General features: G+C 32.1%; 28 protein-coding genes and 1 pseudogene. 16 read left to right on the plus strand and 13 right to left on the minus strand.

Annotation, left to right across the window (positions count from 1 at the left end; genetic code table 11):
- Positions 1 to 237: 237 nt before the first annotated feature.
- Entirely contained in the window at positions 238 to 1,038 is an 801-nt protein-coding gene (locus tag B3040_RS12580) for a rhomboid family intramembrane serine protease (protein ID WP_291573825.1), read from the minus strand.
- Positions 1,039 to 1,473: 435 nt separating this feature from the next.
- On the opposite strand from B3040_RS12580, the gene B3040_RS12585 reads away from it, so the two are divergent.
- Positions 1,474 to 2,481, plus strand: a complete 1,008-nt coding sequence (locus B3040_RS12585) for a hypothetical protein (protein ID WP_291573827.1) — start codon at positions 1,474 to 1,476, stop codon at positions 2,479 to 2,481.
- Positions 2,482 to 2,596: 115 nt separating this feature from the next.
- On the opposite strand, the gene B3040_RS12590 is transcribed toward B3040_RS12585, so the two are convergent.
- The 4 genes from B3040_RS12590 to B3040_RS12605 form a co-directional block, all read right to left on the minus strand.
- A complete protein-coding gene (locus B3040_RS12590; protein ID WP_291573829.1) occupies positions 2,597 to 2,968 on the minus strand; it encodes a pyridoxamine 5'-phosphate oxidase family protein in 372 nt (123 codons plus the stop codon).
- A gap of 363 nt (positions 2,969 to 3,331) precedes the next feature.
- Positions 3,332 to 3,538, minus strand: a complete 207-nt coding sequence (locus tag B3040_RS12595; protein WP_291573831.1) for a zinc ribbon domain-containing protein — start codon at positions 3,536 to 3,538, stop codon at positions 3,332 to 3,334.
- A gap of 20 nt (positions 3,539 to 3,558) precedes the next feature.
- Complete coding sequence (locus B3040_RS12600; protein WP_291573834.1) at positions 3,559 to 4,089, minus strand: DUF5673 domain-containing protein; 531 nt, start codon at positions 4,087 to 4,089, stop codon at positions 3,559 to 3,561.
- Positions 4,090 to 4,126: 37 nt separating this feature from the next.
- Positions 4,127 to 4,582 (minus strand): hypothetical protein, encoded by a 456-nt coding sequence (locus B3040_RS12605; RefSeq protein ID WP_291573837.1) that lies wholly within the window; start codon positions 4,580 to 4,582, stop codon positions 4,127 to 4,129.
- A 211-nt stretch (positions 4,583 to 4,793) separates the two neighbouring features.
- On the opposite strand from B3040_RS12605, the gene B3040_RS12610 reads away from it, so the two are divergent.
- Entirely contained in the window at positions 4,794 to 5,045 is a 252-nt protein-coding gene (locus B3040_RS12610) for a TIGR03905 family TSCPD domain-containing protein (protein WP_291573840.1), read from the plus strand.
- 82 nt (positions 5,046 to 5,127) lie between these two features.
- Here the strand turns inward: B3040_RS12610 and B3040_RS12615 are convergent, their stop codons facing one another.
- A complete protein-coding gene (locus tag B3040_RS12615) occupies positions 5,128 to 5,799 on the minus strand; it encodes an HD domain-containing protein (RefSeq protein WP_291573842.1) in 672 nt (223 codons plus the stop codon).
- 574 nt (positions 5,800 to 6,373) lie between these two features.
- Here B3040_RS12615 and B3040_RS12620 point away from each other — a divergent pair.
- Complete coding sequence (locus B3040_RS12620; RefSeq protein WP_291573844.1) at positions 6,374 to 6,838, plus strand: hypothetical protein; 465 nt, start codon at positions 6,374 to 6,376, stop codon at positions 6,836 to 6,838.
- Between the two features lies 1 nt (position 6,839).
- Positions 6,840 to 7,295 carry a hypothetical protein gene (locus tag B3040_RS12625; protein WP_291573846.1) on the plus strand — a complete coding sequence of 152 codons (456 nt, stop codon included), beginning with the start codon at positions 6,840 to 6,842 and terminating at the stop codon, positions 7,293 to 7,295.
- A gap of 173 nt (positions 7,296 to 7,468) precedes the next feature.
- Here the strand turns inward: B3040_RS12625 and B3040_RS12630 are convergent, their stop codons facing one another.
- Entirely contained in the window at positions 7,469 to 8,323 is an 855-nt protein-coding gene (locus tag B3040_RS12630; protein WP_291573848.1) for a SagB/ThcOx family dehydrogenase, read from the minus strand.
- A gap of 85 nt (positions 8,324 to 8,408) precedes the next feature.
- Between B3040_RS12630 and B3040_RS12635 the strand changes: the two genes are divergently transcribed.
- A complete protein-coding gene (locus tag B3040_RS12635) occupies positions 8,409 to 9,188 on the plus strand; it encodes a VIT1/CCC1 transporter family protein (protein ID WP_291573849.1) in 780 nt (259 codons plus the stop codon).
- A 128-nt stretch (positions 9,189 to 9,316) separates the two neighbouring features.
- Here the strand turns inward: B3040_RS12635 and B3040_RS12640 are convergent, their stop codons facing one another.
- From B3040_RS12640 to B3040_RS12650, 3 genes and pseudogenes are all read right to left on the minus strand, one after another.
- Positions 9,317 to 9,988, minus strand: a complete 672-nt coding sequence (locus B3040_RS12640; protein WP_291573851.1) for an ABC-2 transporter permease — start codon at positions 9,986 to 9,988, stop codon at positions 9,317 to 9,319.
- Positions 9,988 to 10,848: pseudogene (locus B3040_RS12645) on the minus strand (ABC transporter ATP-binding protein). The gene B3040_RS12640 and the pseudogene B3040_RS12645 overlap by 1 nt, the downstream one beginning before the upstream one ends.
- Positions 10,849 to 10,908: 60 nt before the next feature.
- Positions 10,909 to 11,286 (minus strand): GntR family transcriptional regulator, encoded by a 378-nt coding sequence (locus B3040_RS12650; RefSeq protein WP_291573853.1) that lies wholly within the window; start codon positions 11,284 to 11,286, stop codon positions 10,909 to 10,911.
- 215 nt (positions 11,287 to 11,501) lie between these two features.
- Here B3040_RS12650 and B3040_RS12655 point away from each other — a divergent pair, with 215 nt between their 5' ends.
- A complete protein-coding gene (locus tag B3040_RS12655; protein ID WP_017414915.1) occupies positions 11,502 to 11,987 on the plus strand; it encodes a hypothetical protein in 486 nt (161 codons plus the stop codon).
- Positions 11,988 to 12,390: 403 nt separating this feature from the next.
- Here B3040_RS12655 and B3040_RS12660 read toward each other — a convergent pair whose 3' ends face one another.
- Positions 12,391 to 13,827 (minus strand): C39 family peptidase, encoded by a 1,437-nt coding sequence (locus B3040_RS12660; protein ID WP_291573855.1) that lies wholly within the window; start codon positions 13,825 to 13,827, stop codon positions 12,391 to 12,393.
- Between the two features lie 278 nt (positions 13,828 to 14,105).
- Here B3040_RS12660 and B3040_RS12665 point away from each other — a divergent pair, with 278 nt between their 5' ends.
- The 7 genes from B3040_RS12665 to B3040_RS12695 all read left to right on the plus strand — a co-directional run bounded on the left by B3040_RS12665 (position 14,106) and on the right by B3040_RS12695 (position 21,742).
- On the plus strand, positions 14,106 to 15,929 hold the full coding sequence (locus tag B3040_RS12665) for a peptide ABC transporter substrate-binding protein (RefSeq protein ID WP_017414913.1): 1,824 nt from the start codon (positions 14,106 to 14,108) through the stop codon (positions 15,927 to 15,929).
- 225 nt (positions 15,930 to 16,154) lie between these two features.
- Positions 16,155 to 17,099 (plus strand): ABC transporter permease, encoded by a 945-nt coding sequence (locus B3040_RS12670; protein WP_017414912.1) that lies wholly within the window; start codon positions 16,155 to 16,157, stop codon positions 17,097 to 17,099.
- Positions 17,099 to 18,061: an ABC transporter permease gene (locus B3040_RS12675; RefSeq protein ID WP_291573856.1), complete on the plus strand. Its 963-nt coding sequence runs from the start codon at positions 17,099 to 17,101 to the stop codon at positions 18,059 to 18,061. Before B3040_RS12670 ends, B3040_RS12675 begins: the two co-directional genes overlap by 1 nt.
- A 10-nt stretch (positions 18,062 to 18,071) precedes the next feature.
- Positions 18,072 to 19,124, plus strand: a complete 1,053-nt coding sequence (locus tag B3040_RS12680) for an ABC transporter ATP-binding protein (RefSeq protein WP_291573857.1) — start codon at positions 18,072 to 18,074, stop codon at positions 19,122 to 19,124.
- The gene (locus B3040_RS12685; RefSeq protein ID WP_414632538.1) at positions 19,111 to 20,301 is read left to right on the plus strand and encodes an ATP-binding cassette domain-containing protein; all 1,191 of its coding nucleotides are present in this window, start codon (positions 19,111 to 19,113) and stop codon (positions 20,299 to 20,301) included. The genes B3040_RS12680 and B3040_RS12685 overlap by 14 nt, the downstream gene beginning before the upstream one ends.
- Before the next feature lie 571 nt (positions 20,302 to 20,872).
- A complete protein-coding gene (locus B3040_RS12690; protein ID WP_291573858.1) occupies positions 20,873 to 21,088 on the plus strand; it encodes a hypothetical protein in 216 nt (71 codons plus the stop codon).
- A gap of 246 nt (positions 21,089 to 21,334) precedes the next feature.
- Complete coding sequence (locus B3040_RS12695) at positions 21,335 to 21,742, plus strand: hypothetical protein (RefSeq protein WP_291573859.1); 408 nt, start codon at positions 21,335 to 21,337, stop codon at positions 21,740 to 21,742.
- 103 nt (positions 21,743 to 21,845) lie between these two features.
- Here B3040_RS12695 and B3040_RS12700 read toward each other — a convergent pair whose 3' ends face one another.
- A complete protein-coding gene (locus B3040_RS12700; RefSeq protein WP_291573860.1) occupies positions 21,846 to 22,982 on the minus strand; it encodes a serine hydrolase domain-containing protein in 1,137 nt (378 codons plus the stop codon).
- Positions 22,983 to 23,460: 478 nt separating this feature from the next.
- On the opposite strand from B3040_RS12700, the gene B3040_RS12705 reads away from it, so the two are divergent.
- The 3 genes from B3040_RS12705 to B3040_RS12715 all read left to right on the plus strand — a co-directional run bounded on the left by B3040_RS12705 (position 23,461) and on the right by B3040_RS12715 (position 25,814).
- Positions 23,461 to 24,231 (plus strand): class I SAM-dependent methyltransferase, encoded by a 771-nt coding sequence (locus tag B3040_RS12705; RefSeq protein ID WP_291573861.1) that lies wholly within the window; start codon positions 23,461 to 23,463, stop codon positions 24,229 to 24,231.
- A gap of 90 nt (positions 24,232 to 24,321) precedes the next feature.
- Positions 24,322 to 25,068: a class I SAM-dependent methyltransferase gene (locus B3040_RS12710; protein ID WP_291573862.1), complete on the plus strand. Its 747-nt coding sequence runs from the start codon at positions 24,322 to 24,324 to the stop codon at positions 25,066 to 25,068.
- A 125-nt stretch (positions 25,069 to 25,193) separates the two neighbouring features.
- Positions 25,194 to 25,814, plus strand: coding sequence for an L-2-amino-thiazoline-4-carboxylic acid hydrolase (locus tag B3040_RS12715; RefSeq protein ID WP_291573889.1), 621 nt, complete (start codon positions 25,194 to 25,196; stop codon positions 25,812 to 25,814).
- A 152-nt stretch (positions 25,815 to 25,966) separates the two neighbouring features.
- On the opposite strand, the gene B3040_RS12720 is transcribed toward B3040_RS12715, so the two are convergent.
- On the minus strand, positions 25,967 to 26,167 hold the full coding sequence (locus B3040_RS12720) for a hypothetical protein (protein WP_291573863.1): 201 nt from the start codon (positions 26,165 to 26,167) through the stop codon (positions 25,967 to 25,969).
- Between the last annotated feature and the right edge of the window lie 7 nt (positions 26,168 to 26,174).

Here is a 26,174-nt window from a genome sequence, read left to right on the forward strand (position 1 = left end):
CCAAATTTAAAAGGGAAAACTTCCTAGAATGTAGCCTTAGTATTCTCTAAAATTGTAAGTTTTAGCAAACTTAATTTCTACCTATTTCAAAGTTTGTAACTATTAAACTTGTTAATAAGAATGATCCAGAATTAAAGGTGCTTAATGAGTTTAAGGTGCCAATTGAATAGTGATTAGAATTTAATAAGCTTTTTATAGATTAAAAACAGCAGGAACTTAACCGTACCTGCTGTTTTACTATTCTTCTTTAATATGTTCATGACTAAATAAGTGATCTGTACAGTAAGCATGATGGCCTTCACATTTAGAGCAGTATCTAAACTCTAGGTTTGGATGAGACTTTTCCGTAGCACCGCAAATAGTACATCTGTAGATGTATATAACTTTTGGGCTGTTATTTTTAAAGTTACGCCTATTAGTAGTAACTTTTTTTCTGGTTTTAACTCTTGAAAATATATCCTTTCCAAAGAATAAAAAGAAGTTTGCAAGGGCTGCTATAATTACTACCTTATCAGTAAGATTTCCACTAAAGAATGAAGATAATAAAAGAAGTACATCAACTAAAGCTAAGTACTTTATCTTCATAGGAATAATGAAAAAAACCATTACCTGATAGTTAGGATAAAAATAAGCAAAGGCTAAGAATAAGGACATATTTAAGTACACTGCAGTAGTAACCCCACCAGTTATAAAGGCTGCAATTATAGTTCCAACTATTCCTGTAAGATAATAAATATTAAACTTAAAGCTACCCCATTCTTCTTCAAGAGAAGAACCGATCATATAGTAAAAATAAAGGGTAAACAATATCCAGAGAGTTGAAGTAGCTGGAGGTATTAAAACAAAGGTAAAAAGCCTCCAAATTTGTCCACTGATTACATGTCTAGGACTAAGAATTAACCAGCTTCTTAAATGTCCCTCAGGATACACTACATTGGCAATTAGGTATACTGCAAAGTTTAAAATTACAATATATTTCATCAAATCTCTTATTGCATATCTTCCATATTTTCTTTCTAATTTGTCTAAGAAACCCATAAATTACTCTCCTTTATAGTTTATTTACAATGAACAAGTTCATTGAAGTAAGTTTATTTCTCGTAACCATATCCATAAAGAAATTTTTACCCTAATACTAAATTTTAAATCAAATATTTAATAAGTAGAGTTTTTCTACAGGATAATTAGTGTACGGCATATTAAGAATATTTTAGCACTAATTGAAGGGTTTAGTAAGGGGATTAGATTTAATATTGATAGGATTAATTTATGTAATGATTTCTTAAAAGGAATTAACTTAAATAAAAAAACTAATAAGAAAGTGTACATAAAAATTAAGGAGCAACTTTTAAAATACAAGTAAACACGAATTTATCTACCTTTTTAAAAATATACTCTTAATATGGGGAGTTAAGGTTTAATATTTAATACTCACTTTAAGGCAATAAGAAATATTAGAAAGTAGGTAATTGAATGAATTTAAAAGCATTTTGGAAAAACAAGGCCTTTAAAATTGTAGTTAGCTTTGAGGCATTAGTATTAGTAATAATTTTAGGATTTACTGTGTACAACCATAGGAAGAGTCCTGCAAAAATGGTAATGGGGGGAGCATTCCAAAACCAGGTTATACATAGTGAGGGCGAGAAGTTAGAGAATAAGGAGCCTTCAATGGATCTGGAAAAGTTCTTTCGACCTTCAAAGCTACCTGCAATTAATGATAGGGCAAAAGACTTTAAGTTTTTTGATGAGTTTTATGGAAAAAGTCCAGACAAGATTAAAATACCAAGTGAGCTATTAAAAACTCCTGAGGATACAATTATAAATTACTTTAGCATTCTAAAAGAAGGGGCTGGAAGTTTTGAAGAGGGAAAATCTACAGGCTGTGGAACTTTAGGTACGGCAACGGCTCCTTATCCAATAGCTTACAACTTTTTAACCGCGGATTATAGAAAGAAGCTTAGCTATAAACAGTACTTAGAATCCTTTAAAAATATATTTCACATAAGCCTGTTAAAGGTAAGAGAAGTACCTAAAAGAGAAGATCATCCCGATAGTATCCCTTATTTTATTGAAATTGAAACTATTGAAGGCACTGATAAAGGTATGGGTCAATTTGCCTATTATTACGGATTTGTTTACTTAACAAAAGAAGGTAAGGATTATAAAATTTCTGATGTGGATTTTCGAGGAGAAAATTATCTTTGCGCACCTTATCATGGGTGGTCTTATGATGCTGAAGCAGTAGTGGATATCAAATATGGAAATTGGTGCTCTTTGGTTAAGGAAAGGCAGCCAATGGAGCAAGAAGGTTATGTAAAAAAGGTTCCTTTCAAGGGAACAGACGGAAATGAGTATCTTATAAAGTTCTTTACCTTAACTAATGGCACAGATGTAGAAGTTGGACAGTATAAGAAAAATTCTAAGGGAGAATGGGAAGAAATAATTCTTGACCCAGAAAAGTGTTTAGAGAAGAAAAATTGATTATATGACTATAATTTGCTCAAATAAAAAATCTAAATTTTAAACAATAATTTAGTATTATAAATTAAGAAAGTAGCCATACTCCTAATTGGAGGGCTACTTTTCTAATACATATCTATAAAGTTTGAGTTATTGCTTCAGGTCTTATTTCAAGCACTGCTCTCGCCCAAGGAAAGCTTTCTTTTGTCTTATTAAATCTAGCCCCCTCATAAAGCATTGATGCAGTTCCAGTAATTAAAAATCCAGTTCCCTTTGAATGAAACCCTTCAACTTCACGGCTACCTATAGTTACAAGTACTTTATTGTTTTCTTGAAGATTAGCTTCAGTAACCTTCATTCCACCAACAGGAATAAGTAAACTTTCATCTGTAGTGATTTTTATATAGCTATTCCAGCTGTTAACTAGATGGGCACCTTCTTTGCCCTCTGTAACAATTGCAACTACACTTTCCTTACTTAATACTTCTAACAACTTTGCAGGTATCATTTTAATAGTCCCCCTTTATGAATTAGGTAGCGTTATAATTTTAATGAAGCCACATAAAAATAGAGTAGCTCTAAAAACACTACCTTAATACATTCGTATTTTATATTATACAAATATGGTGTAAGCAGTGATAAATTTATGTAATTGTTGAACTTTTCACTTAAATATTATTTTATCCAATGAACACTATAAATATAGCACTGTAAATCTAAAAAGGAAAGTATTCTTACTTAAAATGAAGCTGACCCTAAATGTTAGCTATAACTAGAGAATAAGCATAACATTTAGGGTTCATTACTAAGTGAAGATATGCAGCAACCTGCATAAAGTTCCTAAGTAATAAGCTGGTTTAAAAGGTCTATTTTAATAATCAAGACCTTTTAATGTACCATTATAGAAAAATTCAGTGTGTCTACAGTTGGGACAAACATAAATGTTAAAAATCAAATGTTCTTCAACATCAAAAAATGCACTAAATAGTCCTCTGTTATTGTCTTGGGAATCAAATCTGTACTCCTTTAAGTACTCCATTTCACTTTTACATCTTAGACATTCAAAGTTTTTTTCCATTTCTAATTACCTCCTATATTTTACAAAGTTTCTTTTAAAGCAATGTGTTTTTCTCCTAGGTATTGCGTGAGGATAGTTTCCACTTCTTTTGCGGATTTATCGGATATTTTCATTTCAATCTCATGGAATTTAGTAGCGCTGATAGTATCCTTGTTGTCCTTAGAAATAACCTTAAGAACTATGATATTAAAAAAGTCTAACTTATAACTCCATTGAACTATTTCTCTCCAAGGGTATAGCTTTCCATTAATTATAACTCCATTAGAAGTAATAAAATTATAGTCATAATATGCTATAGAGGATACTAACCAGGGAAGGGCTTTTGAAAATGGGTCAAGAAATCCTTGGAAAGTAATATTTAAAAGATTTAATCCATTTAGATTAGTGAAAAACTCAGCTATTCCTATTATTAGAAATATGGCAGCAGGAATTCTTGAATTTATAATTCTTATGATTCCTTGGCAATCTTTAGTATATTTATAGGAATTAATATATCTGAAAATGGACAAAAGAATTGAAAATATGGCTATGGACATAATAAAATAATTCATGGCATACCTCCATACCTTACTTATAAAAAGAGCATAATCATAAGATTGAGCCCTTATACAGATCTCTAACTAGTATTTCGTGCTTGTTAAAAGTTTCAACAAGTATTTCATAATCCTGTTTATAAAGATAGTCTATGTGTATTAATAAATCTTTTTTAGAAAAATTTGATAAGGGCATAACATAAAATTTGTTTCCAGCAACTTCAGCATAATTAATTTCATCAAATCTAATTTCATAGGGTTTAGAGAGTACCCATTTATAAACACATATATAGTTTGATGAAATTTTTATATAAGCTTTTTTAGAAAAGGTAAGGTAATGTACAGCAAGTATAATATCTAAGACTATTGAGAGGGAGTAAAGCAAAGGCAATGGATGAAATTTTGCAAAAAATAATAACTGAATTGTATTCAATATACCTACCACTACCCATATAATTCCCGTTGCAAAGTAAGTCCTAGCATTCTTAAATTTTAAATTAATACTATTCACTGATAACCCCCTAAATCATTAATTTAAATTAATACTATGTAATTATTATATCATCAATTTAGAGGGGAATAGTTCGAAGATTCAAAATTATTCCTGTAATTGATTGGTGAAGTTTAATCGGATTTATTAATAGATGTCAATAACTATTGATATTTTAGAAAAGTGCCTTTATATTTTTATATGTATATAAAAGAAACGGGGGATAATTAAAATGGAATACACTTATAAGACAACAGGTTGCTGTGCAACTGAGATAAACTTTCAGGTGGAAGATGATATTTTGAAAAAGGTTTCCTTTGTTAAGGGATGCCCAGGAAATACTAAGGGATTAGCAAGTCTTCTTGAAGGTATGGAAGTAAAGGAAGTGATTAAAAGATTAAAAGGAACTCCATGCAAGACGGAAACTTCTTGTCCAGATCAGTTAGCTTGTGCCTTGGAAGAACTAGTTTTAAAAATTAGCTAACAAATACCTTGATATAAAAACACCCCCCATACTTAAAATGTATGGGGGGATAATTGATTTACTGTCCGCTACAGGTTAATTCTTACATTGTTCCATCCCACTCATGGTAAAATTGTGATAAGAACTCTTCCATATATTCATGTCTTTTTTTAGCTACCTTCTTAGCAGTTTCTGTATTCATTAAATCCTTTAAAAGAAGTAGCTTTTCATAAAAATGATTTACAGTGGTGCCTTTAGAATTCTTGTAAGCTTCAAAGGTTTCATGAAGCTCTGGGTTAATGTCTGGGTTATACATTTCATGACCTTTGTGGCCACCGTAGGCAAAGGTTCGAGCAATTCCGATAGCTCCAATAGCGTCAAGTCTATCGGCATCTTGAACTATCATGCCTTCAATAGTACTCATTTCTGAAGCTACCTTAGCACCTTTAAAAGAAATTGTAGCAATGATTTCGCATACGCCACTTATAACTTCTTCTTCAACTCCTAGTTTTTCTAGAAATTCTCTTGCAACTCTAGGTCCTACGGTTAAATCTCCACCATGAAACTTGTGATCTGCAATATCATGAAGCAGTGCTCCAAGTTCTACTATATAGTTATTACAAAGCTCACTTTGAGCTAAAGACTTAGCATTATTCCAAACTCTATAAACATGCCAATAATCATGACCAGATCCTTCTCCATATAGAGTTTCTTTTACAAAATCTAGGGTTTTAAGAATAACTTCATTTTGTGTTTCAGTATAATTCATTATCATAAGTTTTTCTCCTTATAAATACTTTTTATATTCCTCTTAACTATTCTATTTTATTCCTTTATGTAGAGTATAGCAAATATCATTCCAGTTGATACAAATTAAGGTGAGTTCATATTATGAACATATTAGCGAATTTTATATAAATAAAGAATTTTTTCAAAGAAAGTATTAGTATAACTTAAAAAATACGGAAAAGGAAACAATGCTAAGAAAACTTAGGTTGCTTAAATTTATATTTCATTGAAACTATGAACAAGTAAAAGGAAAATAGACTAGCAAAAGAATAAAAGTAAAAATCAAGCTTTAAATTAGATAATTCGTAACTATCTGATGTTTAATTTTTGTATGAAAAGTTATATAATTATTACATAATATGGTGAATTTTACCTTATTGGGGAGTTTAGATTAGTTGTGCAACAACAGTAGGAGTGACTATTAAAGTTTGGGTGAAAATAATGATTTTTAGGAGGGGGTCATAATTAGTTTATAGTGGAGGAAAAATAGTAATTTATTTGGAATCTAATGTAGCTATAAGTAGTTGTAACTTGATAATTAAAAAGGGGGATATAGTAAAATGAAAAAGGATAATAAAGAGTTCTATGAGAACTTACCTGAGGGGTATTTAGAACAAAGAAGAAAAAGAGATTTACGCTATCTGTGGAGCTTGTATGCATATTGTGTTTTTTCAATATTAGTTACCTATGGCATACTATCAACTGAAAGGGGGACTATTGGAAGTCTACTTTTCTATATAATCATGGGCATTAACGTAATAACCATGATGACAAGCTTCACAAATAAGAGAATTTATAACAATATTCCAATGCCTAACCATGGCGATATAAAAATATTTACTAAAAAACAAGTACTATTATATGCATTACCTGTAATAATATTGTTGCCCTTTATATTCGGAACAATGTTCAGATACTTGGCCTTTATTGTGCCGGCCTATGTTGCAGCTAGCGTGTTTACTAGGCCTATGGATGCTTTTGATAGGGCAAGAGAACGGCACTATAATTCTCATGGGAGGGAATAAAATGAAGTCAGGTAACAAAGAAGCATATGAAAGCTTGCCTGAGGGGTATTTAGAACAAAGAAGAAAAAGTGATTTGCGTTATGTGTGGAGCTTGTATGTGCTTGGCATATTTTTAATATTAAATTCTTATGACATAATATCTGTTGAAAAAACCACTTTCTTTATAGGTTTAGTTGTAATGATAGGTATAAACACATTTGCTATGATGATGAGTGTCAAGAGCAAAAGAATTTACAATAATATTCCAATACCTAAATATGGAGAGGTAAAAGTATTTACAAAAATAGAAGTGTTTTTATATGGGTTACCTATAATAGTAATGGTACCTTTTATAGTGCAGAGATTTCATGTACTGTTACTAGTATATTTGATTTGTTTTGTAAATGCATATCGTACAGCTGGGAGTATTAATAGGCCAAAGGATGCCTTTGATAAGGCGAGAGAAAGGCACTATTAATTATAAGGGGGTTATTTTAATGAGAACAACTATAGCTGTGATTTTTATAATGGTTATTGCAGTATTATGTTCAGGAAATTATATAAAGAAAAATAAATAGTAAAAATGATAAATAGATATAAAAAAAACTAACTTAAACTCATGTACTAAAGATTTAAGTTAGTTCTTTTAATTTATTTAACTTTTCCCACAGGACTTACATAAACCACGAATTCATCTTCTCCATCTAGGTTTAAAAAGCTGTCTATGGCTTCTTGGTCATAAGCTGCTACAGCACAAGTACCACAGCTAATTGCTTCACAAGCAAGGTAAAGGTTTTGGCAAACATGACCAGCATCTAGAAGCATTGGTTTATGAGCATAGATATTATATCTCCATTCCCCTCTATAAGGAATTGCACTCCAAATAAAAGTTACAGCACTTTTCCCTACAAACTTTTGATCTAGGGTAACTGTTGAAAGTCTTTCCTCTAGGTTTTCGTCTTCAAATAAAAGTAATAGCTCATGAGTTAAAGCTAAGTAACGGTATACTCCATTTTTTAGTCCTTCTACTCTTCTAACAGCAAGGTAGGTTTCAAAAGGATGTCTTGCTCCAGCAGAGGGCACAGGTCTTATGGTAGCATAATTATTGCCACGAACGTCCTTCACTCCTTGAGTAGCCCAAAGTAAGAAGGATAATTCCTTTAAGCTTAAGCTTTCATCAGTATAGCTTCTATTACTTCTTCTATCTCTCAAAATATCTAAAAAACTAGTTTTAGTAAAAACACTATGGTCTACTTCTGGTAGTGATATAATTTTCCCATTTTTATCATAAGGTTTTTCTAAAGGTGGCTGAGGTAGTTTAAGTTCTTGATCGGATTGAAAATCATCATCTTCTCTAAAGTTAGATTTCATCCAATTACGTTGTTCTTTTACTCTATCCATTCTTAATTCCCCACTTCCATTTGACTTTCTATATAAATACAAACTTAAGTAAACTATACCATATTTTAACTGTAAGTTAAAGAGCTCTTCCTTGGTAGTTTTCATATAGGCAACAACAGAATTCCCTTAGAATTTATCCTCTAAACAAAGCATATTATTAAGAGTATAGCAAAAATTAGGGGGCTTTATTATGTTAACAAGAAACTTAGAAAAGGCTAAGGAAGCTTATAAAGCTAGAAACGTGGAAGAGAGCAAGAAGGCGCACTTAGGAGCAGCAGGAGAAAATCATAAAATGGAGGGAAATTACATTAAAAGCTTAGTCTATGGGGGAATGGATGGAATAATTACAACCTTTGCAGTGGTGGCAGGAGTTGTGGGAGCTTCCTTATCCTCAGGAGTTATATTAATTTTAGGCATGGCAAATCTTCTTGCGGATGGATTTTCTATGGCTATTGGAGATTATTTAAGCACCAAGGCTGAAATGGAATTTAAAAAAGGAGAAAGAGCTAGAGAAGCTTGGGAAGTAGAAAATTATCCTCAGGGTGAAAGGTTAGAGCTTAAAGAAATATACATGGCAAAGGGAATAAGTGAAGAGGATAGCAAACAGATAGTAGATATCATATCTAAACATAAAAAAGCTTGGGTGGATATAATGATGGTGGAGGAACTAGGAATATTAGAAGACAATGAATCACCACTTAAAAATGCGTTGGTAACCTTCTTTTCTTTTGTAGTTTTTGGTTTTATACCAGTGTTGGCTTATATTATAGGAGTAAAAATAGACTTCATACAGAACAATGTTTTTGCTTTTGACTGTGTATTAACTGGAATAACTTTATTTGTACTTGGATCTGTTAAAGCCAAAATTACAGAATTAAGTTGGATTAAATCAGGAATTGAAACTTTGTTAGTTGGGGGAGTGGCAGCAGGAATCGCATATGGCGTTGGGATAGTATTGTCGTTAATTTAAATTGAAAAGCAGCATGAGAGAGAGATAATTTTAGATGGAGATTAATAATATTTTATTAGCGTAAATTTTTCAACCAGTAAAAGCTAGAGCCCTCAAGATTTAAGGAAAGCTCTAGCTTTATTTATAAGTTATTCAAAGTCCTTACCTTTATATATTTTCATAGAAATTAGAAGAGAAATAAGAAAAATTATAAGAACTATAAGAATTAAAAAAGTTTTAGAAACTAATGAAGGTGTATTCAAAATAAGCCCTTGAATATTTTTTACCATGGCACTATTAGGATGAGAACTCACATAGTCTGCTAGAAAGCTAGGGATAAACATAAAAGCCATAAACAAAACTATATTTGCAAACTTCATTTTAAGTATTCCAAACTTAAGGTAAAGAGGATAAAAAATTGATGCGAACAAAGCCCCTCCAGTTATAACAACTACAATATCCTCTAAGGAGATAAGTCTTTCAAAGTTTGGAAGTCCAATATAGAATCCTAGGGAGCCCAATAATATTGAACAGATAATACTATATGCGGCAAAGGCAAAAATAGCCAGATATTTTGAAATTACAATATCTTCACGTTTCAGTGGTAAGCTGTTAAATATAATATAGGTCTTGTTTTTATCATCATAGCCACAGGAATAGTTAATAAGAATATAAACTACAGCAAAGGGTGCAAGCGTGTATATAGCACCTCCATTAGGAACTATGCTTTGAAAAGCGTAGGCTGCAAAGATTACATAAATAAACCCATAAAGTAAAATCTTCTTTTGTACTAAAAATTCCTTTAGAATTAAATTATACATTAGGCATTCCCCCTTACTGTGTAAACTAAAATATCTTCTAAGGTAGGTTTTTCAATAATGACCTCTCCATTAAACAGTTTTCTTATATGATGAGTATTGTTTGTTAATCCTTCAAATCCAAAGCTATTCTCACGAAGTGAAATAAATTCCTTGCGGATATCAGAATCTAAAAGTTCTTTTTTACCTTTAACAATAGCGTAATCCTCAATTATCTTATCCTTTGATTCTGAGAATACAATCTCGCCATTATTTATGAAGGTTATATAATCTGCTATTTTTTCTAAGTCATTTGTAATATGGGTTGAAAAGAAAATACTTACATTTTCATCTTGGATTATTCAATAAAGGATATCTAGAAGTTCACTTCTAAACACTGGGTCTAATCCAGCTGTAGGCTCATCCATTATTATAAGTTCAGCTTTATGGGATAGTGCAATGGCTAAAGAAAACTTCATCTTCATTCCTTTAGAAAGATCTTTGATTTTCTTATTCGAAGGTAATTTAAAGTCCTTTATATATTTCTCATAAACTTTATTATCCCAATTCGCATAAAAGGGTGCTAAAATATTTTTCATATCTTTAATGGTTAAATCTTCATAGTAATAATTTTCATCATATACAAAGCCAATTTTGGATTTTACTTCTTTCTCATTATCAATATTGTCTTTACCAAAGATATTAATAATGCCACTATCTTTTTTTATTAAATTCATTATAAGTTTAATGGTAGTACTTTTCCCTGCACCATTAGGACCTATAAAGCCCATGACAAAACCGGGTTTTAAGGAAAAACTCACATTTTTCAAGGAAAACCCCTTATAGGATTTATTCAAATTATTGATTTCTAATATATTTTCCATGGTAATTCCTCCTTTAGGAAAAACTTAATATAACCTAAACAAAACTTAATATCTATAAACTTAGTTATCTTCATTGAAAAGCAGCCTAAGCATTTCTTCAAGCTCTAAAAGAGTTAGTCCAATTAGTTTACTTTCTGTAATTACTTCAATTAATTTGTTTTCTAGCTCTTTTAGTCTTTTTTCTTTCAATAGTTCTTTATTTTGACTTGATACATAAGAACCTTTTCCAGGTACAGTTTCGATAAATCCCTCTCTTTCAAGCTCTTCATAAGCACGCTTTGTTGTGATAACACTTATTTGAAGCTCTTTTGCTAAAAGTCTTATTGAGGGAAGAAGTTCCCCCTCTGAAAGTTCTCCTTTCATTATGGCACTTTTAACCTGGTTAGTTATTTGTTCGTATATGGGTTCCCCTGATGAATTTGAAATAATAATATTCATAGCTAGCTCCTTTACTAAAGAGTATATACTGTATATAAATTATATATACAGTATATACTCTTCGTTTATGCTTTGTCAATAACCTAAGTAATATGAAAATAAAAAGTACAATTAAAAACAAAAGGCAATCTATGCACACATACTTTCGCAGAGGAATATAATGTAATAGGGACAAGCATCTATTTTTGTCTCAAAAAGATAATGAGGTGTAATATATGAGTGAAAATACAAGAATAAATTCTTATGATTCAGATAACAACAATGGCTGTGGAAGGTACTACAATGACAGAAGATTCTTTAACTGCCCATTCAACAGTGAACTAATTAGTTATAGTGTGGCTCCAGATGTTGAGTGCCCACTAATCCATCAGCAATTTGCTTTAAATTTAGTAAGAACTAACAATACAGGACAACAAACTGCTGAGACTATTTATACTGGCACTGCTTTTAGAAATTGCTTGAATGCAGCTGATCCAATATTTCCTTTTGGTACTATTATAGTAAGAAACTTGTCATCATTTCCTGTAACAATTAATGTAGCTGGAGAAGGGCCAACTCAAACAATAATAGTTCAACCAAATTCAGAAGAAGCAATAACTTCAAACTCTATAGGACGTGTAGATGTGGTTATACCAGCTGGACAAACTGTAAGATTATCATTTTTATTCGATATCTTCTTCCCAGCTAATCCATTTATTTAGAGACTTTATAAAAGAAAAAACTGGACAGGCTTAATAGCATTAAAATAAATTTAAGATAAGGCTTTCCCGTGGGAATTAAAACTTTGAAGCAGTGGAAAATTGTAAGGAGAATATTTTTTCCTTATAGGCTATTGAACAAAATGAGTTGTTCACTTTTTAGTATATCTGGCAGAGCTTCGGCTCTGCCTTTATTTTTCACCATAAAACAATAAGGTAATTATAATTTTATTAATACATATGAAGACTTAATAAATGAAGTTTAATCATATTTTGGAGAAATAATTTGTACACCCTTTTAGATAGGCGTCAAGTTTTCATCTAAGGTTATTAAAGAAAGTAAAGTGCTTGTTATATAATCTTAGAAATATAAAAAGCGTGCTAGAGCACGCTTTTTCACATAAGTTTAATTAATAGTAAGAATTCCATCAAAAATCACAGCATTCTCACAAACAATTCTAAAGTCATAAATTTTCTGGTTTTCTAAATTACTAATATTTAATATATTTTTATAGGGAATCCATAAAGAAGTGCTTTCTTTTTCTGCCATTAGACTGTTATCTAAAACTTCTTCAATGTTTAAATAATAACTATACCTTTCTTTCTTTTGGGGTTTGAACATGATACTACAAGGACCTTGCTTCTTAAGGTTTATTTCTTCATCTTTAGCAAAAAGCTTGTATTCTTCATAATCTATGCCGTGATTTTCTTTTTTTTGTCCAGTAGCATTAAATTGAACCTTAATTCTTTCAGGAGCAGGTGTTATGGCTTTATTTTTATGAATCACATAAGCTACTCTTCCACTCCAGGCAGCTAAGAATTCCTCAAGTGCATATCTTAAAGAAACCCCAACATCAGTTTTAGCAGCAGGATCGTTAACTACAACATATTCCTTACCTTCTTCTATAACAAACCCTTTAACTACAATGATATGACCAAAAGTAAAGGAGCAAGCTGCGTTGGTTATTACAGGAAGGATTTTATCACAATCAGGTTGTTTATAACGGACACTTACAATCACAGGGTTTCCTTTAATAAGCTCTCTCTTTAAATCTTCTATAGAATGAAAGTAAGCCACATAGGATTCTAATCCAAAGGAGGAGATATAAGCTGTATTGAATATCCAATTACCAAAGCCTTTATAATGTGAATCATAAAGACCAAAGGCTACTTCCTCAGGGGTTATGTCCACACCGTGAAATCTTAAAACCATTGAGGTACTTGTGGCACTACACATTACATGAGCGATTTTAGGATCTTTTGTCATTTGAGAGTAGGGGTATACAGGAAGAACTCCCTCATAGTTATCTATTACTCCCTTTCTAACACTATCCTTATAAACTAGAGGAATATTTTGACCAGCTAAAGTGTTTTTAATAGTAGCTGCTACAAGGCTTAGAGATGGAGTGGTTTTTCCATCTTCAGAGAAGAATTCTATTTTATATTGGAGAGCAGAAGCAGTGCTTCCATCACCGTTAACCTTTAAGGTATCTGTGCTCACAGAGGCAAGCTCATCAGAAATATTTTCACAGCTACTAAATCTATCACTATTTGTAGCCCAAGTGCCTAAGGAAAGCCAGCTACTCCACGTATCATCTATGAAGACTCTTCCCCATACTCTAATTTTAGTATTCTTTGGAGTAATTACATTCCAAGAAATAATTAAGGATTCAAAGGGCGAAGTGTTTATAACTGTTGAGATATAACTCCCTTCCATTGAATAAACCCCGTGATTACACTGCAATTCTATAGTGCCTTTTTCTGTTAAAAGTGAAGTGTTTATAAAGTTTCCTTCCATAAAGGACTCAGAGTTATTATGGATTATTAAATTGGAACTTTTCATATTAAATCATCCCCCCTAAAGTTAGTAGCATTTTAGCTGATTTTGAATATTTATACAGTATATTTATGAAAAAAATAATAAATTCATTATTAAACTATTTAAAGTCAAGTTTTAAAAAAGTATAAAAAATTAATCTTTTATACATATTTTATCTTCTCACATAATATCTATGTGGTAAACAAGTATATTTGCAACATTTTAAAAGGTTTTTATTTGAGTCGCACAAAATACACAGGGCTCATTAAAATAAATTAATGGAAATTATAAGGAGGCCACTCATGAAAAGAAAGTTAATAGCATTAGTAATGGTTGCTACAATGTTGCTATCTGGTTGTGGCAAAGGGAAAGTTCCCACAAGTGCAGACTATTCAACAGTATACTCAGGAGAGTATACTACTTTAAACTACTTAATAACTGCCAGTGAAAATGAGTTTGCAGCAGCGGCCAATGTAGTTGATTGTCTAGTTGAATATGATAAAAACGGAGTTGTTCAGCCATCTTTAGCCAAGGAATGGAAGGTATCTGAAGATGGATTAACTTGGACCTTTAAACTTCGTGAAGGAGTTAAATGGTATACCAATGATGGTAAAGAATACGCTGAAGTTACAGCACAAGATTTTGTTGACGGAATGAAGTATGTGCTTAATTCAAAAAACAACTCAAGTACTGCAAACATAGCCTACGGAGCCTTGAAAAATGGAGAAAAGTATTTTAAAGGTGAAATCACTGATTTCTCTCAGGTAGGAATTAAAGCAGTTGATAAGAATACAATTGAGTACACTTTAGAATCACCAAAACCATACTTCTTATCTATGGTTACTTATGTTTGTTTTATGCCTGCAAATGGTAAGTTCTTAGAAGAAACCGGAGATAAGTTTGGAACAGATAATACTAAAATACTATATAATGGAGCCTATATTTTACAAACCTACGAACCACAGAGCAAGAGAGAATTTGTAGCTAATGAAAATTATTGGGACAAAGACCATGTTTATATTAAAAAGTTAAACTACATTTACAACAAAGAAGCTGCCACCTTATCACCAGAGCTTTATCTGCGTGGAGAAATTACAGATACAACTGTACCATCTTCTTCTATAGATGAGTGGATGAAGGATGCAACAAAAAAAGAACAGGTAAGACCTGCTAGTACAAGTTTTTATTCTTTCTTCTATACTTTTAACTTTAATCCAAAATTTGCACCAGAGCATGAGCCAGATAACTGGAAGAGAGTTGTTAACAATGCTAACTTCCGTAAGTCCCTTGCTGCTGCTTTAGATAAAAAGTCTGCAATGTTAACTTCTGAGCCTTATGAGCCTGAAAGAAGATTAAGTAATACTATAACTCCAAGGAACTTTGTAAGCTTGAAAGGAACAGATTACACAAAACTTGGAGATTTAAAGAAAATTTCTGAGAAGGACACCTTTGATACTAAGGCTGCTTTAGATTATAAAACTAAGGCAATGGAAGAGTTAAAGGATAAAGCAACCTTCCCTGTAAAAGTATTAATGCCGTATAACACAGGTTCTACTGAATGGACAAATCGTGCTCAAGTAGTAGAGCAGCAAATGGAAAAGGCTTTAGGAAAAGATTATATTGATATAGTTTTATTGCCACATCAACCAACAGGTTTCTTAAATGGAACAAGACGTGCTGGAAACTTTGCATTCATGGAAGTTAACTGGGGCCCAGACTACTTAGACCCAGAAACTTACACAGACCCATTTACACCAGATAGCAACTACTGCTGGCCACATATGGCTGAAGGCTATGCAGAAGCTAATGGGAAGAGTAAATATGAAAACCTAGTTAATGCAGCTAAAGCAGAAACCTTAGATATGAAAAAACGTTATGAAGGTTTTGCAAAAGCTGAAGCTTTCTTAATCAACGAAGCCTTCGTAGTTCCTTATGGCCTTGGTGGTGGTGGATTTATGGCATCAAAACTTGATCCATTTACATCTCAATATGCGCCATTTGGAGTATCTAACTACAAGTTCAAGGGTATGGTTATCATGGAAAAGGCAATGAACACTGAAACTTATAAGAAGAATTTTGAAGAATGGGAAAAAGAACGTGCTAAAGCTCTAAAATCAGCAGAGTAAAAAATATAGTTTTCTCCATATTACTTATGGAGGAGCAAAGTATTCTATTAAAGCCGTTGAATAAAGTGAACTTGTTTATTAGTTAATAGAAGCAGGGATTGCAATTAGTAGTCCTTGCTTCTTATAATAACAAGTTAAATTCAAATAACAGATAATTGAACTAGATTAAAGTGTTCATTATTTTAAGATGTGTTAATACTACCTGTAACAAAGGGAGCTGATGGGATGTTAAAATACCTATGTAAAAAAGTTGGTCAATCTATATTCACACTATTTTTCGTTATTACAGCAGTGTTTCTTTTAATGAGATTAATGCCTGAAGAAGGGTATTTCTCAGGAAATTATGATAAGTTAGACACAGAACAAAAAGAAATCATCTTAACTAATATGGGACTTAGAGACCCACTGCCTGTTCAACTTGGGAAGTTCTATGTAAAGCTAGCAAAGGGAGATTTGGGAGAATCTATAAAGTATAGGCCCAAGGTTCCTGTAGGAGAAATAATTAAAACAAAGCTACCATATTCCATAGCCTTTGGAGTAGGAGCAATGGCACTATCTTTAACTTGCGGATTATCCCTTGGGGTAATGATGGCAAGAAGTAAAAAGAAATTTTGGGACAAGATTGGTACGGGATACATAGTATTTATTAATGCTGTACCCGCTGCAGTTTATTATTTGTTCCTTCAGTTATATGTTACAGATGGATTAAACTTACCAATGCTTTTCAATAAGAGTAATCCTTCTAGTTGGATACTTCCTCTAATATCTATGTCTCTTGGAAGTACAGCAGGATATGCCATGTGGATGCGTAGATATATGGTAGATGAATTAAACAAGGATTATATTAGACTTGCAAGAGCAAAGGGACTTACAAGTACAGTAATTATGTTTAAGCATGTTATGAGAAATGCTTTTATACCTATGGCTCAATACTTACCTTCATCTTTACTTTTAACTATTTCAGGATCACTATATATCGAATCATTATACTCTATACCAGGAATGGGAGGCTTATTGGTTGATGCAATACAAAGGCAAGATAATCCTCTAGTTCAAGCTTTGGTATTAATATTTGCAACCATTAGCATTTTAGGGCTTTTCCTTGGAGATATAATGATGGCTGTAGTGGATCCACGTATTAAACTTGAGAAGAAGGAAGGTGCAAGATAATGAGTAAAAAGTTTGATAAAACTGTAGATAGTATTAATGATTCCTTATTTGAACTGGCTGAGTATGATGCAGATGCAGCAGAGCGTACAGGGTACTCAAACTATTCCTACTGGCGCTCAACCTGGCAGGTGTTTTTAAAGAATAAAACTGCAGCTGCTTTATTAATTTTAATGTTTGTAATAGTTGCCTTTACAATTATACAACCCTATCTTCCAAATCAGAAACTACCAACACAGATATACACTAATAATTCAGGAGTACAACTTAGAAATCAAGTGCCAGGTGGGGAGTTTTGGTTTGGAACAAACTCTATAGGACAAGATTTATGGTCCCGTATATGGAGTGGAACTCGTACATCTCTATTTATCGGGGTAGCTGTAGGAATCTGTGAAGCTATTATTGGAATTTTTGTTGGTGCACTTTGGGGTTATGTAAGAAGTTTAGATAAAATAATAACTCAAATTTATAATATTATAGATAACATACCTACCACCATACTCTTAGTTTTACTTGCCTATATTTTAAGACCAAGCGTATCTACTCTGATTTTTGCTATATGTATGACCAGTTGGGTTGGTATGGCAAGATTTATACGTAATCAAATTATTATAATAAGAGATAGAGAGTACAACCTAGCTTCAAGGTGTCTTGGAACCCCAACTAGAAGAATTATATTAAAGAATCTACTTCCATATTTAGTGTCCGTAATAATGCTAAGAATAGCATTAGCAATTCCAGGAGCTATTGGATATGAAGTGTTCTTAACTTATATAGGGTTAGGACTACCACTAGATACACCTTCCTTAGGTAATTTAATTAATGAAGGAAGACTTATAATGATGTCACCTTCTCTTCGTTATCAGTTAATTTTTCCAGCTATAGTACTTTCTATGGTTACTATATCCTTCTACATTCTAGGGAATGCCTTTGCAGATGCAGCAGACCCAAGAAACCACGTTTAGGAGGTGTAAAATGGAAAATGTAATTTTATCAGTAAAAGATTTAGTTATAAAGTTTAACCTTCGGGGTAAGGTGCTCACAGCAATTAGAGAGGCTTCTTTAGATTTAATAGAAGGAGAGAGCATTGCAATAGTTGGAGAATCAGGCTCTGGTAAGTCTGTTTTTACAAAAGCCTTTATGGGACTTTTAGATGGAAATGGATGGGTGGAGTCAGGAAGTATTTTATACAAGGGTGAAAACTTAGCAGCTTTTAAGACAGAAAAGCAATGGGTTAAAATTAGAGGAAAAGAAATTGCTATGGTATTTCAGGATCCAATGACTGCCTTAAATCCACTTAGAACCATAGGAAGTCAAGTCGAAGAATCTGTGGAGCTTCACCAAGGCTTAAAGGGTGAAGGGGCAAAAAAAGTAGTTATAGAAATTTTAAAGGATGTGGGAATTTATAATGCAGAGGAAAGATATGACCAATATCCACACGAATTTTCAGGTGGTATGCGTCAAAGAGTAGTAATTGCAGTAGCAGTTGCTTGTAATCCCAAAATTCTAATTTGTGATGAACCAACCACAGCCTTAGATGTAACCATTCAAGCTCAAATAATTCAGTTATTAAAAAAAATACAAGCTAAATATAATCTTACTATAGTATATATAACTCATGATTTAGGGGTAGTTGCTAAGGTAGCAGATAGAATTGCTGTTATGTATGCAGGAGACTTAGTAGAAATTGGTACAGCTGAGGAAGTTTTTTATAACCCTCAGCATCCATACACCTGGGCATTGCTTTCTTCTCTTCCACAGCTTGGGGTAAAGGGTCAGCCATTATATTCTATTAAAGGAACTCCTCCAAATTTATTCAATGAAATAAAAGGGGATGCCTTTGCACCTCGTAATCCAAAGGCTCTAAAAATTGACTTTGTAGAAAGACCACCTTACTTTGAAGTAAGTCCAACTCACAAGGCAAAGACCTGGCTTCTAGATCCTAGAGCACCAAAGATTGAGCCACCTGAATTAATTAAGTCTTTAAGAGAACAATGGGGGGAGGGAATAGCAAGTGGGGAAAAGTAAAGCAAATAGGCATAAGAATTTAAAAGCAGTTAGTGGAAAGAAGTATCATAAAAAGGAAGTTATAGCTTCCAATTCAAAGAAAAATGTAAGAATTACAAGGCAAGAGGAAGTTGGAGCTACAAATAATAAGGAAATCAAAAAAGAAAGTCACGGAATTAGTAATAAAAAAGAGGATTCCGCTATAAACATAAATAGTGGTATAAATAAAAATGACTCTAAGGAAAGAAAAGTAATCAACAGTAAAAAGGAAAAGGAAGTCCTCTTAGAGGTAAAGGATTTAATGGTAAAGTTTGGGGATAAAAAGAAACCCTTTATTGCGGTTAATGATGTGAACTTTCATATTTATAAAGGAGAAACCTTTGGACTAGTTGGGGAATCAGGTTCAGGAAAAACAACTATTGGAAGAGCAATTGTAAGAATTAATGAAACAAGCAATGGAACCATCCTTTTTAAGGGTGAAAAGATAAATGGAAAAATTAGCTCAAAGTTAGATAAGGAAGTTACAAGGAAAATTCAAATGATATTCCAGGACCCCATGGCTTCCTTAAATGAGAGAGCAAAGGTAGATTATATAGTGTCAGAGGGGCTTTATAACTTAAAGTGTTATAAGGATGAGGCAGACAGAAAGGCAAAAGTAGAAAAAGCACTTCTTGATGTGGGGCTACTTCCTGAGTTTGCAAGCAGGTTTCCTCATGAGTTTTCAGGGGGACAACGTCAACGTATTGGAATAGCTAGGGTTCTGGCTATGGAGCCAGAACTAGTCATTGCAGATGAGCCTATTTCAGCTCTTGATGTATCCATTCGTGCTCAAGTGCTAAATCTTCTTTCAGACCTTCAAAAGGAAAAAGGATTAACTTACTTATTTATAGCTCATGATTTAGCAGTGGTAAGGTTTATAACTGATAGAATCGCAGTTATTCACAAGGGAAAGATTGTGGAGTTAGCGGAAACAGAAAAACTTTTTGAGAATCCACTCCATCCATATACCAGAGCCTTACTTTCGGCCATACCACTACCAGATCCAAGGGTAGAGAGAAATAAGGAAATAGAAGTATATGATCCTGCCTGTCACGACTATGCAAAAAATCCGCCTTATTGGGCGGAGATTGAAGAAGGTCACTTTGTTCTAGCTAATGAGAAAGAGTTAGAGGAGTATCGGAAGCGTTTAGGAAAGTAGAAGTCATCACTGAAGGCTGGGATCAGGGGATTTATAAGCTGTCTTCCATTAAAACAGTAATGTTAATTTAGCTTTCCAAAAGCTCATTAACTTTTTTAAGTTAATTTTCCATATAAAAAGTGCTAAGAAGATTATAAATAATTTTCTTAGCACTTTCTTAATTTAAAGCAATTTATATTTTAGAGTAGAACTTTATTAATTGCATCCCTTATAAGGAACTTCATATAAATAGTGTAGACATTAAATATGAAGTTACTTAACAAGGGCTAGTTTATATATTTAGAAGCAACAACACCGTTTATTTCTATAGTTTCTATTTTTGCTATATAAAATTTCAAAATCATCATTGCGCATAGCAGCGCCACCCCTTCACTTAATAAACGATATTTGTTAAATTATGTTACACCACAGGTATGATTAATTTTTAAACTTCTTCGTTTTAGATAAAGATATCTTGATAAGTTTTTAACTCGTTAATGAACAATTGAACGAAAGTTGCAAAAATCATGCTATATTTTAAATGTTTACTACTATATAATGTAATTATATCGATATGTTGGGAGGATGGGGTATGAATAAACTTAATAAGTATATATCCATTGGGTTAGTTTTTAATAGTGTATTTTTAATTTCTTCAAGATTTAGCTTACTACCTGATGTAATCGAAGGATTTACAGTGGGAGTTGGTGTTTGTTTCATATTTATGGGATTATATGACTCTAAGTATGATATTTCAAAACTAAGAAACTCCAAGATGAAATTCCTTAAGAGTATTTTGGGAAGATAGGATATTAACATATTTATATATGAGTTTTCTAAGAGAGAAACTTTATTAAAACCAAAATATTATCTATAAAATTAAGATTGAGAATTAACCAATGAACCTTTATTAAACACTTATATTAGTAAATTTTTTTATTTCTTATCAGCACGCAAAGTGTATAATTTTAGCGAACTAAATGAACTTATTTAGCAATTAAGGAATACTTTAAATAAAGAATATAACTTATAAATGGTTAAAGGGGATAGGAAAATGAGGGCTGTATCAAGGGATAGGTTCAAATTACTTTTTATATCAATAGCATTATTGGCAGGCTTATTCATAATTGGAAATTTAGCTTTTGGTAAATCTAAGGCAACAGGAATGTACACAAGTGGAGTAAAAGTTGTAAAAGTAGATGATACTGAGGCAATAAATATGAGCAAGAAATATGGTACAGCTTATGCTCATAAGGTAAAAGAAAATGATAAGCTTTATTTAAAATATTTTGGCTTGGAAAATGGTCAACCTAAGAATGGTACTTTTACAATGACTAGTGAGCAATACGAAGAGCTAGTTGAAGGTAAGGAGTATTGGTTCAATATTCAATATGATAATCCTGATGATGATAGCCTTGGTAAAGTAAAAACAGTTTATAAAGAAGACCCTATGAAAAAATAAATATGGAACTTCTAAGAAATAGAGCTTAGTGTAGGTCACACTAAGCTTTTATTATAAGTTGGGTAAAGTTATAATCATCTAGTGAAAAGTGATACTTATATTATTAAGGCAAAAACTCCCTCAAAATGCGCTGATAACAAAGTTCTTCAATTTTAAATAAAGAATGTCCTTCTTCCTTATATTGAATTCCCCCATTTTCGACAAATATAATTCCCAAATCAAGGTCTTTGTTAAAGAACATACCACTTAAAATTCCATAAGCATCTCCAGAATGACCAATGAAGGAATAGTTAGGATATAGATCTTCATTAGAGTAAAAACAAAGCCCTATTTTTTTAGCCTTACCTGATGTTGTTTTGCCTTCCCAGTGGATAGCTTGCATTAATCTAGCAGTTTCAGGGGAGAGAATCCTTACTCCTTCATATTCACCCATATTCATATGAGCTCTCATAAATTTAGACAAATCTAAAAGGGAAGTTCTAAGTCCACCGGCAGGAGAAAACTTAATACAATTCCCAACAGTGTGTGGGTTACTATAATCAAAAGCTTTGGGTGAAGTTGAACTATAATCATCAAAGGAAATGTAGTGAGTATCCATAGAATCATCAAATCTATATATTTTTGTTAAATCTTCAAGATGTTTTAATTTTGTAACATCAAAACTAGAATCCTGCATACCTAAGGGTTTAAAAATATGCTTTATACAATAATCATTAAAAGCCATTCCAGAGATTTTTTCTATCAAACAACCTAAGATTGTGTAACCAATGTTTGAGTAATCATAGTGCTGACCTGGAGAGTAGTTTGCCCAAATTTCATCTCTATAAAAATCCCCATCAGCACAAACTAGCTGTGGTAAATATTTTAATTCAGAGTTATAAATATTGTCGTAGAAATAATCATCTCCAACTTCAGTTAGTCCAGAGGTATGAGTAAAAAGGTGAATAAAGCTAATTGGAATATGGGGATACTTTGGATTTCTTATTTTAAGACCTAGATAATCACTAATATCATCTTCTAGTTTAAATAATCCTTTTTCAAATAGTTGCATTAAAGCAGTGGTAATAACAGTTTTTGAAATTGATGCCACTCTAAAAATAGTATTTTCTTTAGTGCTTCCTAGAGCAGTGTGCCAATGGATATTGTTATTCTTAACTATAAGAGCAGATAAGCCGTGTACTTTAAACTGCTCCATATAGTTTAGCAAGTCACTATTTATAGATTGTGAGAAGTTCTCCATAGTTCAAATCCTTTCTTCAAATATTTATTAGAGCTTGTTTATCTATATAATACAATAAATGATTAAGTTATGCAGATTAGAACAAAAATATCCTCTAGTAATTTATAGGTTATGAGTTTATAAGGATTAATGTCAGCAAGGTGTAGTTACAATTAGGTTTATATTTAATAGTAGTAATTTGTACTTTATAATATGTTATTACAATAATTGCATGGTAAAATATAACTATGGGAATTTAAAACAATCTTTATTCAAGGTTGAAATAATAAAAGAGCTATTAATCAATCACTAGCAATAATATTATTATAAATAATTAGAAATATATTAAGGAAGTGAGTTTTATGAGGAGAATTAAAGATAGTAACTACTCGGTGCAGTTGAGATAATCTGATGACAGATTGTATCGAGAAGTAATAACTTGTTATCAGTGAACTGCACTGCTTTTCATCAATATAAATTATGAAAAGAGGGCGATTGTATGGATTGTATTAAATTAAAAGAATACTGGATAAAAGAAGAACAACATAGTTTTAAGGGTTGGAACTTCTCTTATATTGATGATAGGACAGAAGAAGAAACTTTACCTTGGGACTATGACAAAATAGTTAGGGAGCATTTAAATCCTAATTCTAAGTTGTTAGATATGGGAACGGGTGGCGGAGAATATTTATTAACTCTTAACCATACTTATTATAATACCTTTGCTACAGAAGCCTATGAACCTAATTTTAAACTTTGTAAAAATACACTAAAACCACTAGGAATTGAAGTTAGACAAGTCTTTAAGGATAGCTATTTACCCTTTGAAGATGAGATGTTTCACATAATAATAAATAGGCATGAAGCCTTTGATATAAGTGAAGTGTATCGTCTATTAAAACCTAACGGAGTGTTCATTACCCAGCAGGTTGGAGGGCTTAATAATAAGGAGTTATCAAAAATTTTACTTAATGATTTTAAAGAGGAGACAAGTAGTGACCATACTTTAAAGATTAATATAGAGTTATTAACAAACAAAGGCTTTACAATTATAAAGTCAGATGAATATTTTCCAAAGTTAAAGTTCTTTGATGTGGGAGCACTAGTTTACTTTGCAAAGATTATTCAGTGGGAATTTCCTAATTTCTCAGTTGAAAGTTGTTTTAAACAATTATGTGACTTGCAACAACTTATTAAAAAACAGGGCTTTGTTGAGAGCACAGAGCATAGATTTATTATTGTAGCTCAAAAGTTAGAGGGGAGAAACTAAAGCAAAGAGTTAAAAGTACTATAAAAGTTTTCTTTAAAGTGCATTATTGGCATTAATAAATTAATCGTTGTAGGGAAATGGGGAGAACAGATGAATAATAAAGAGATACATGAAATAAACAAAGATTATTGGAATACAAATGCAGAGCAGTGGTTTGGAGTTACAGCCTTACCTCAATACGGAACTCTCTTTGCTACAGAGGAAGAATTAAATTTGTTTGGAAATGTAAAAGGGGCTAAGCTACTTGAAATTGGTTGTGGCAGTGGACATTCTCTAAAATATCAAGGAGACCATGGTGCAGCAGAGTTATGGGGCTTGGATATGTCTATCAGTCAACTTGAAAATGCAAAGAAGTATTTAAGAGAAAATAATTATACAGCTAAATTAATATGCGCCCCCATGGAAGAGGAATGTGGTATACCTAAGGATTACTTTGATTTTGTATATTCAATTTATGCTATTGGATGGACAACTGATCTTGAAAATACCTTTGTAAAAATTGCTTCCTATTTAAAAAAAGGCGGTATTTTCATTTTTAGCTGGCAGCATCCTTTGCACAGTTGTGTTAGCATAGATGGAGATAAATTATTATTTAGAAAGTCTTACTTTGATGAAGCTTGGTTTACACAGCCTATGCCTGGGGTTAGTACAGCATTACTATGTAGCCGTAAAATTTCAACATACATTAATGCTTTATCAAAAGCAGGCTTTGTTATAGAGCAAATGGTTGAACAAACTCATAGTGATATATTAAATAAAATAGAGGAAGTTTCACCTAAAATAAAAAAGGCACAAATGCTGCCACTTTCCTTTGTGTTTAAGACTAGAAAGCTTTAATAGAATTGATAGTCAATAATCATAGTGATTTAATAAATATTTTTCAATATATAACCTCTTATGCATATAAGTAAAATAATAATAAAAATTATCATGTATCTTATAGGGGGTAGATGAGAGTGAAAATGCATATAATGGCTTATGCCTACCCAATAATACTACGAAGTGTTGTTAAAGAGCAGTTACGTAAATACTATTCTGAATATAGTATTAAGGATTTATTGAAAAAAACATGTGATGAATATAAAGAAATATTAACACGAGCTCCTGATATTGGAGGAAGTAAAAATATATTTATGGGTAGTTATCTAATGGGAGCATATCTTATAGCATTATATAGAAATACAATGGACACACTTAGCGCTGCTGACTTAGATTTAATAATTTTAGAGGGACTAGAAAATTTTAAATTTATGAAGAAACAAATGAGTAGGGTAGATTTACTCTCTGTAGAATACAAAAATAAAATTAAAGAAGCAGGAGAATGGTGTAAGAAAAATGAAGACAAGTATCCTGCTAACTGGCAAGTAGAAGTAAAGGAACTGGAGAATTCTGGTTTAACACACATTGTTTTTACTAAGTGCGGACTTTGTGATTTATGTAAAAGGGAGGGTGTTCCTGAGTTTATATCATCTTTGTGCGCAACAGATTATATAACAATGAGTTTTGCCCAATGCAAACTTGAGAGGCCTACTACTTTAGGTAAAGGGGATAGATGTTGTGACTTCTATATAACAAGGTCATGATTATATGTAGGTAGAATATATATGAAGTTAAAGGGTGAATAATTATTCACCCTTTCTACTATCCAAGGAACCTGTTTCCTTGTCGGCACAAGCTTGCTTGTGAACTGAAAATATCCTTCACATCTTTGAAATATTATTTATTTTCAGATGCCTTAATCTTTGTGTAATTTTAAAGCAAGGAATAAAATTGTGCTTATAATAAGCCAAATAACACTGTATTGAAGTGTCTGTATACTAACATACTGCTTCCCACCAGGTATTCCAAATAAGGCTGCTATTACATTGGATAAAAGTATAGAATCAAAAATAAATAGGAAAAACTTTATACCACTGTTAGATGATTTCTTTTCCATTGAATCA

Origin of the sequence: Clostridium sp. UBA4548 (assembly GCF_002387895.1) — a bacterium.
GTDB lineage: Bacteria > Bacillota > Clostridia > Clostridiales > Clostridiaceae > Clostridium_J.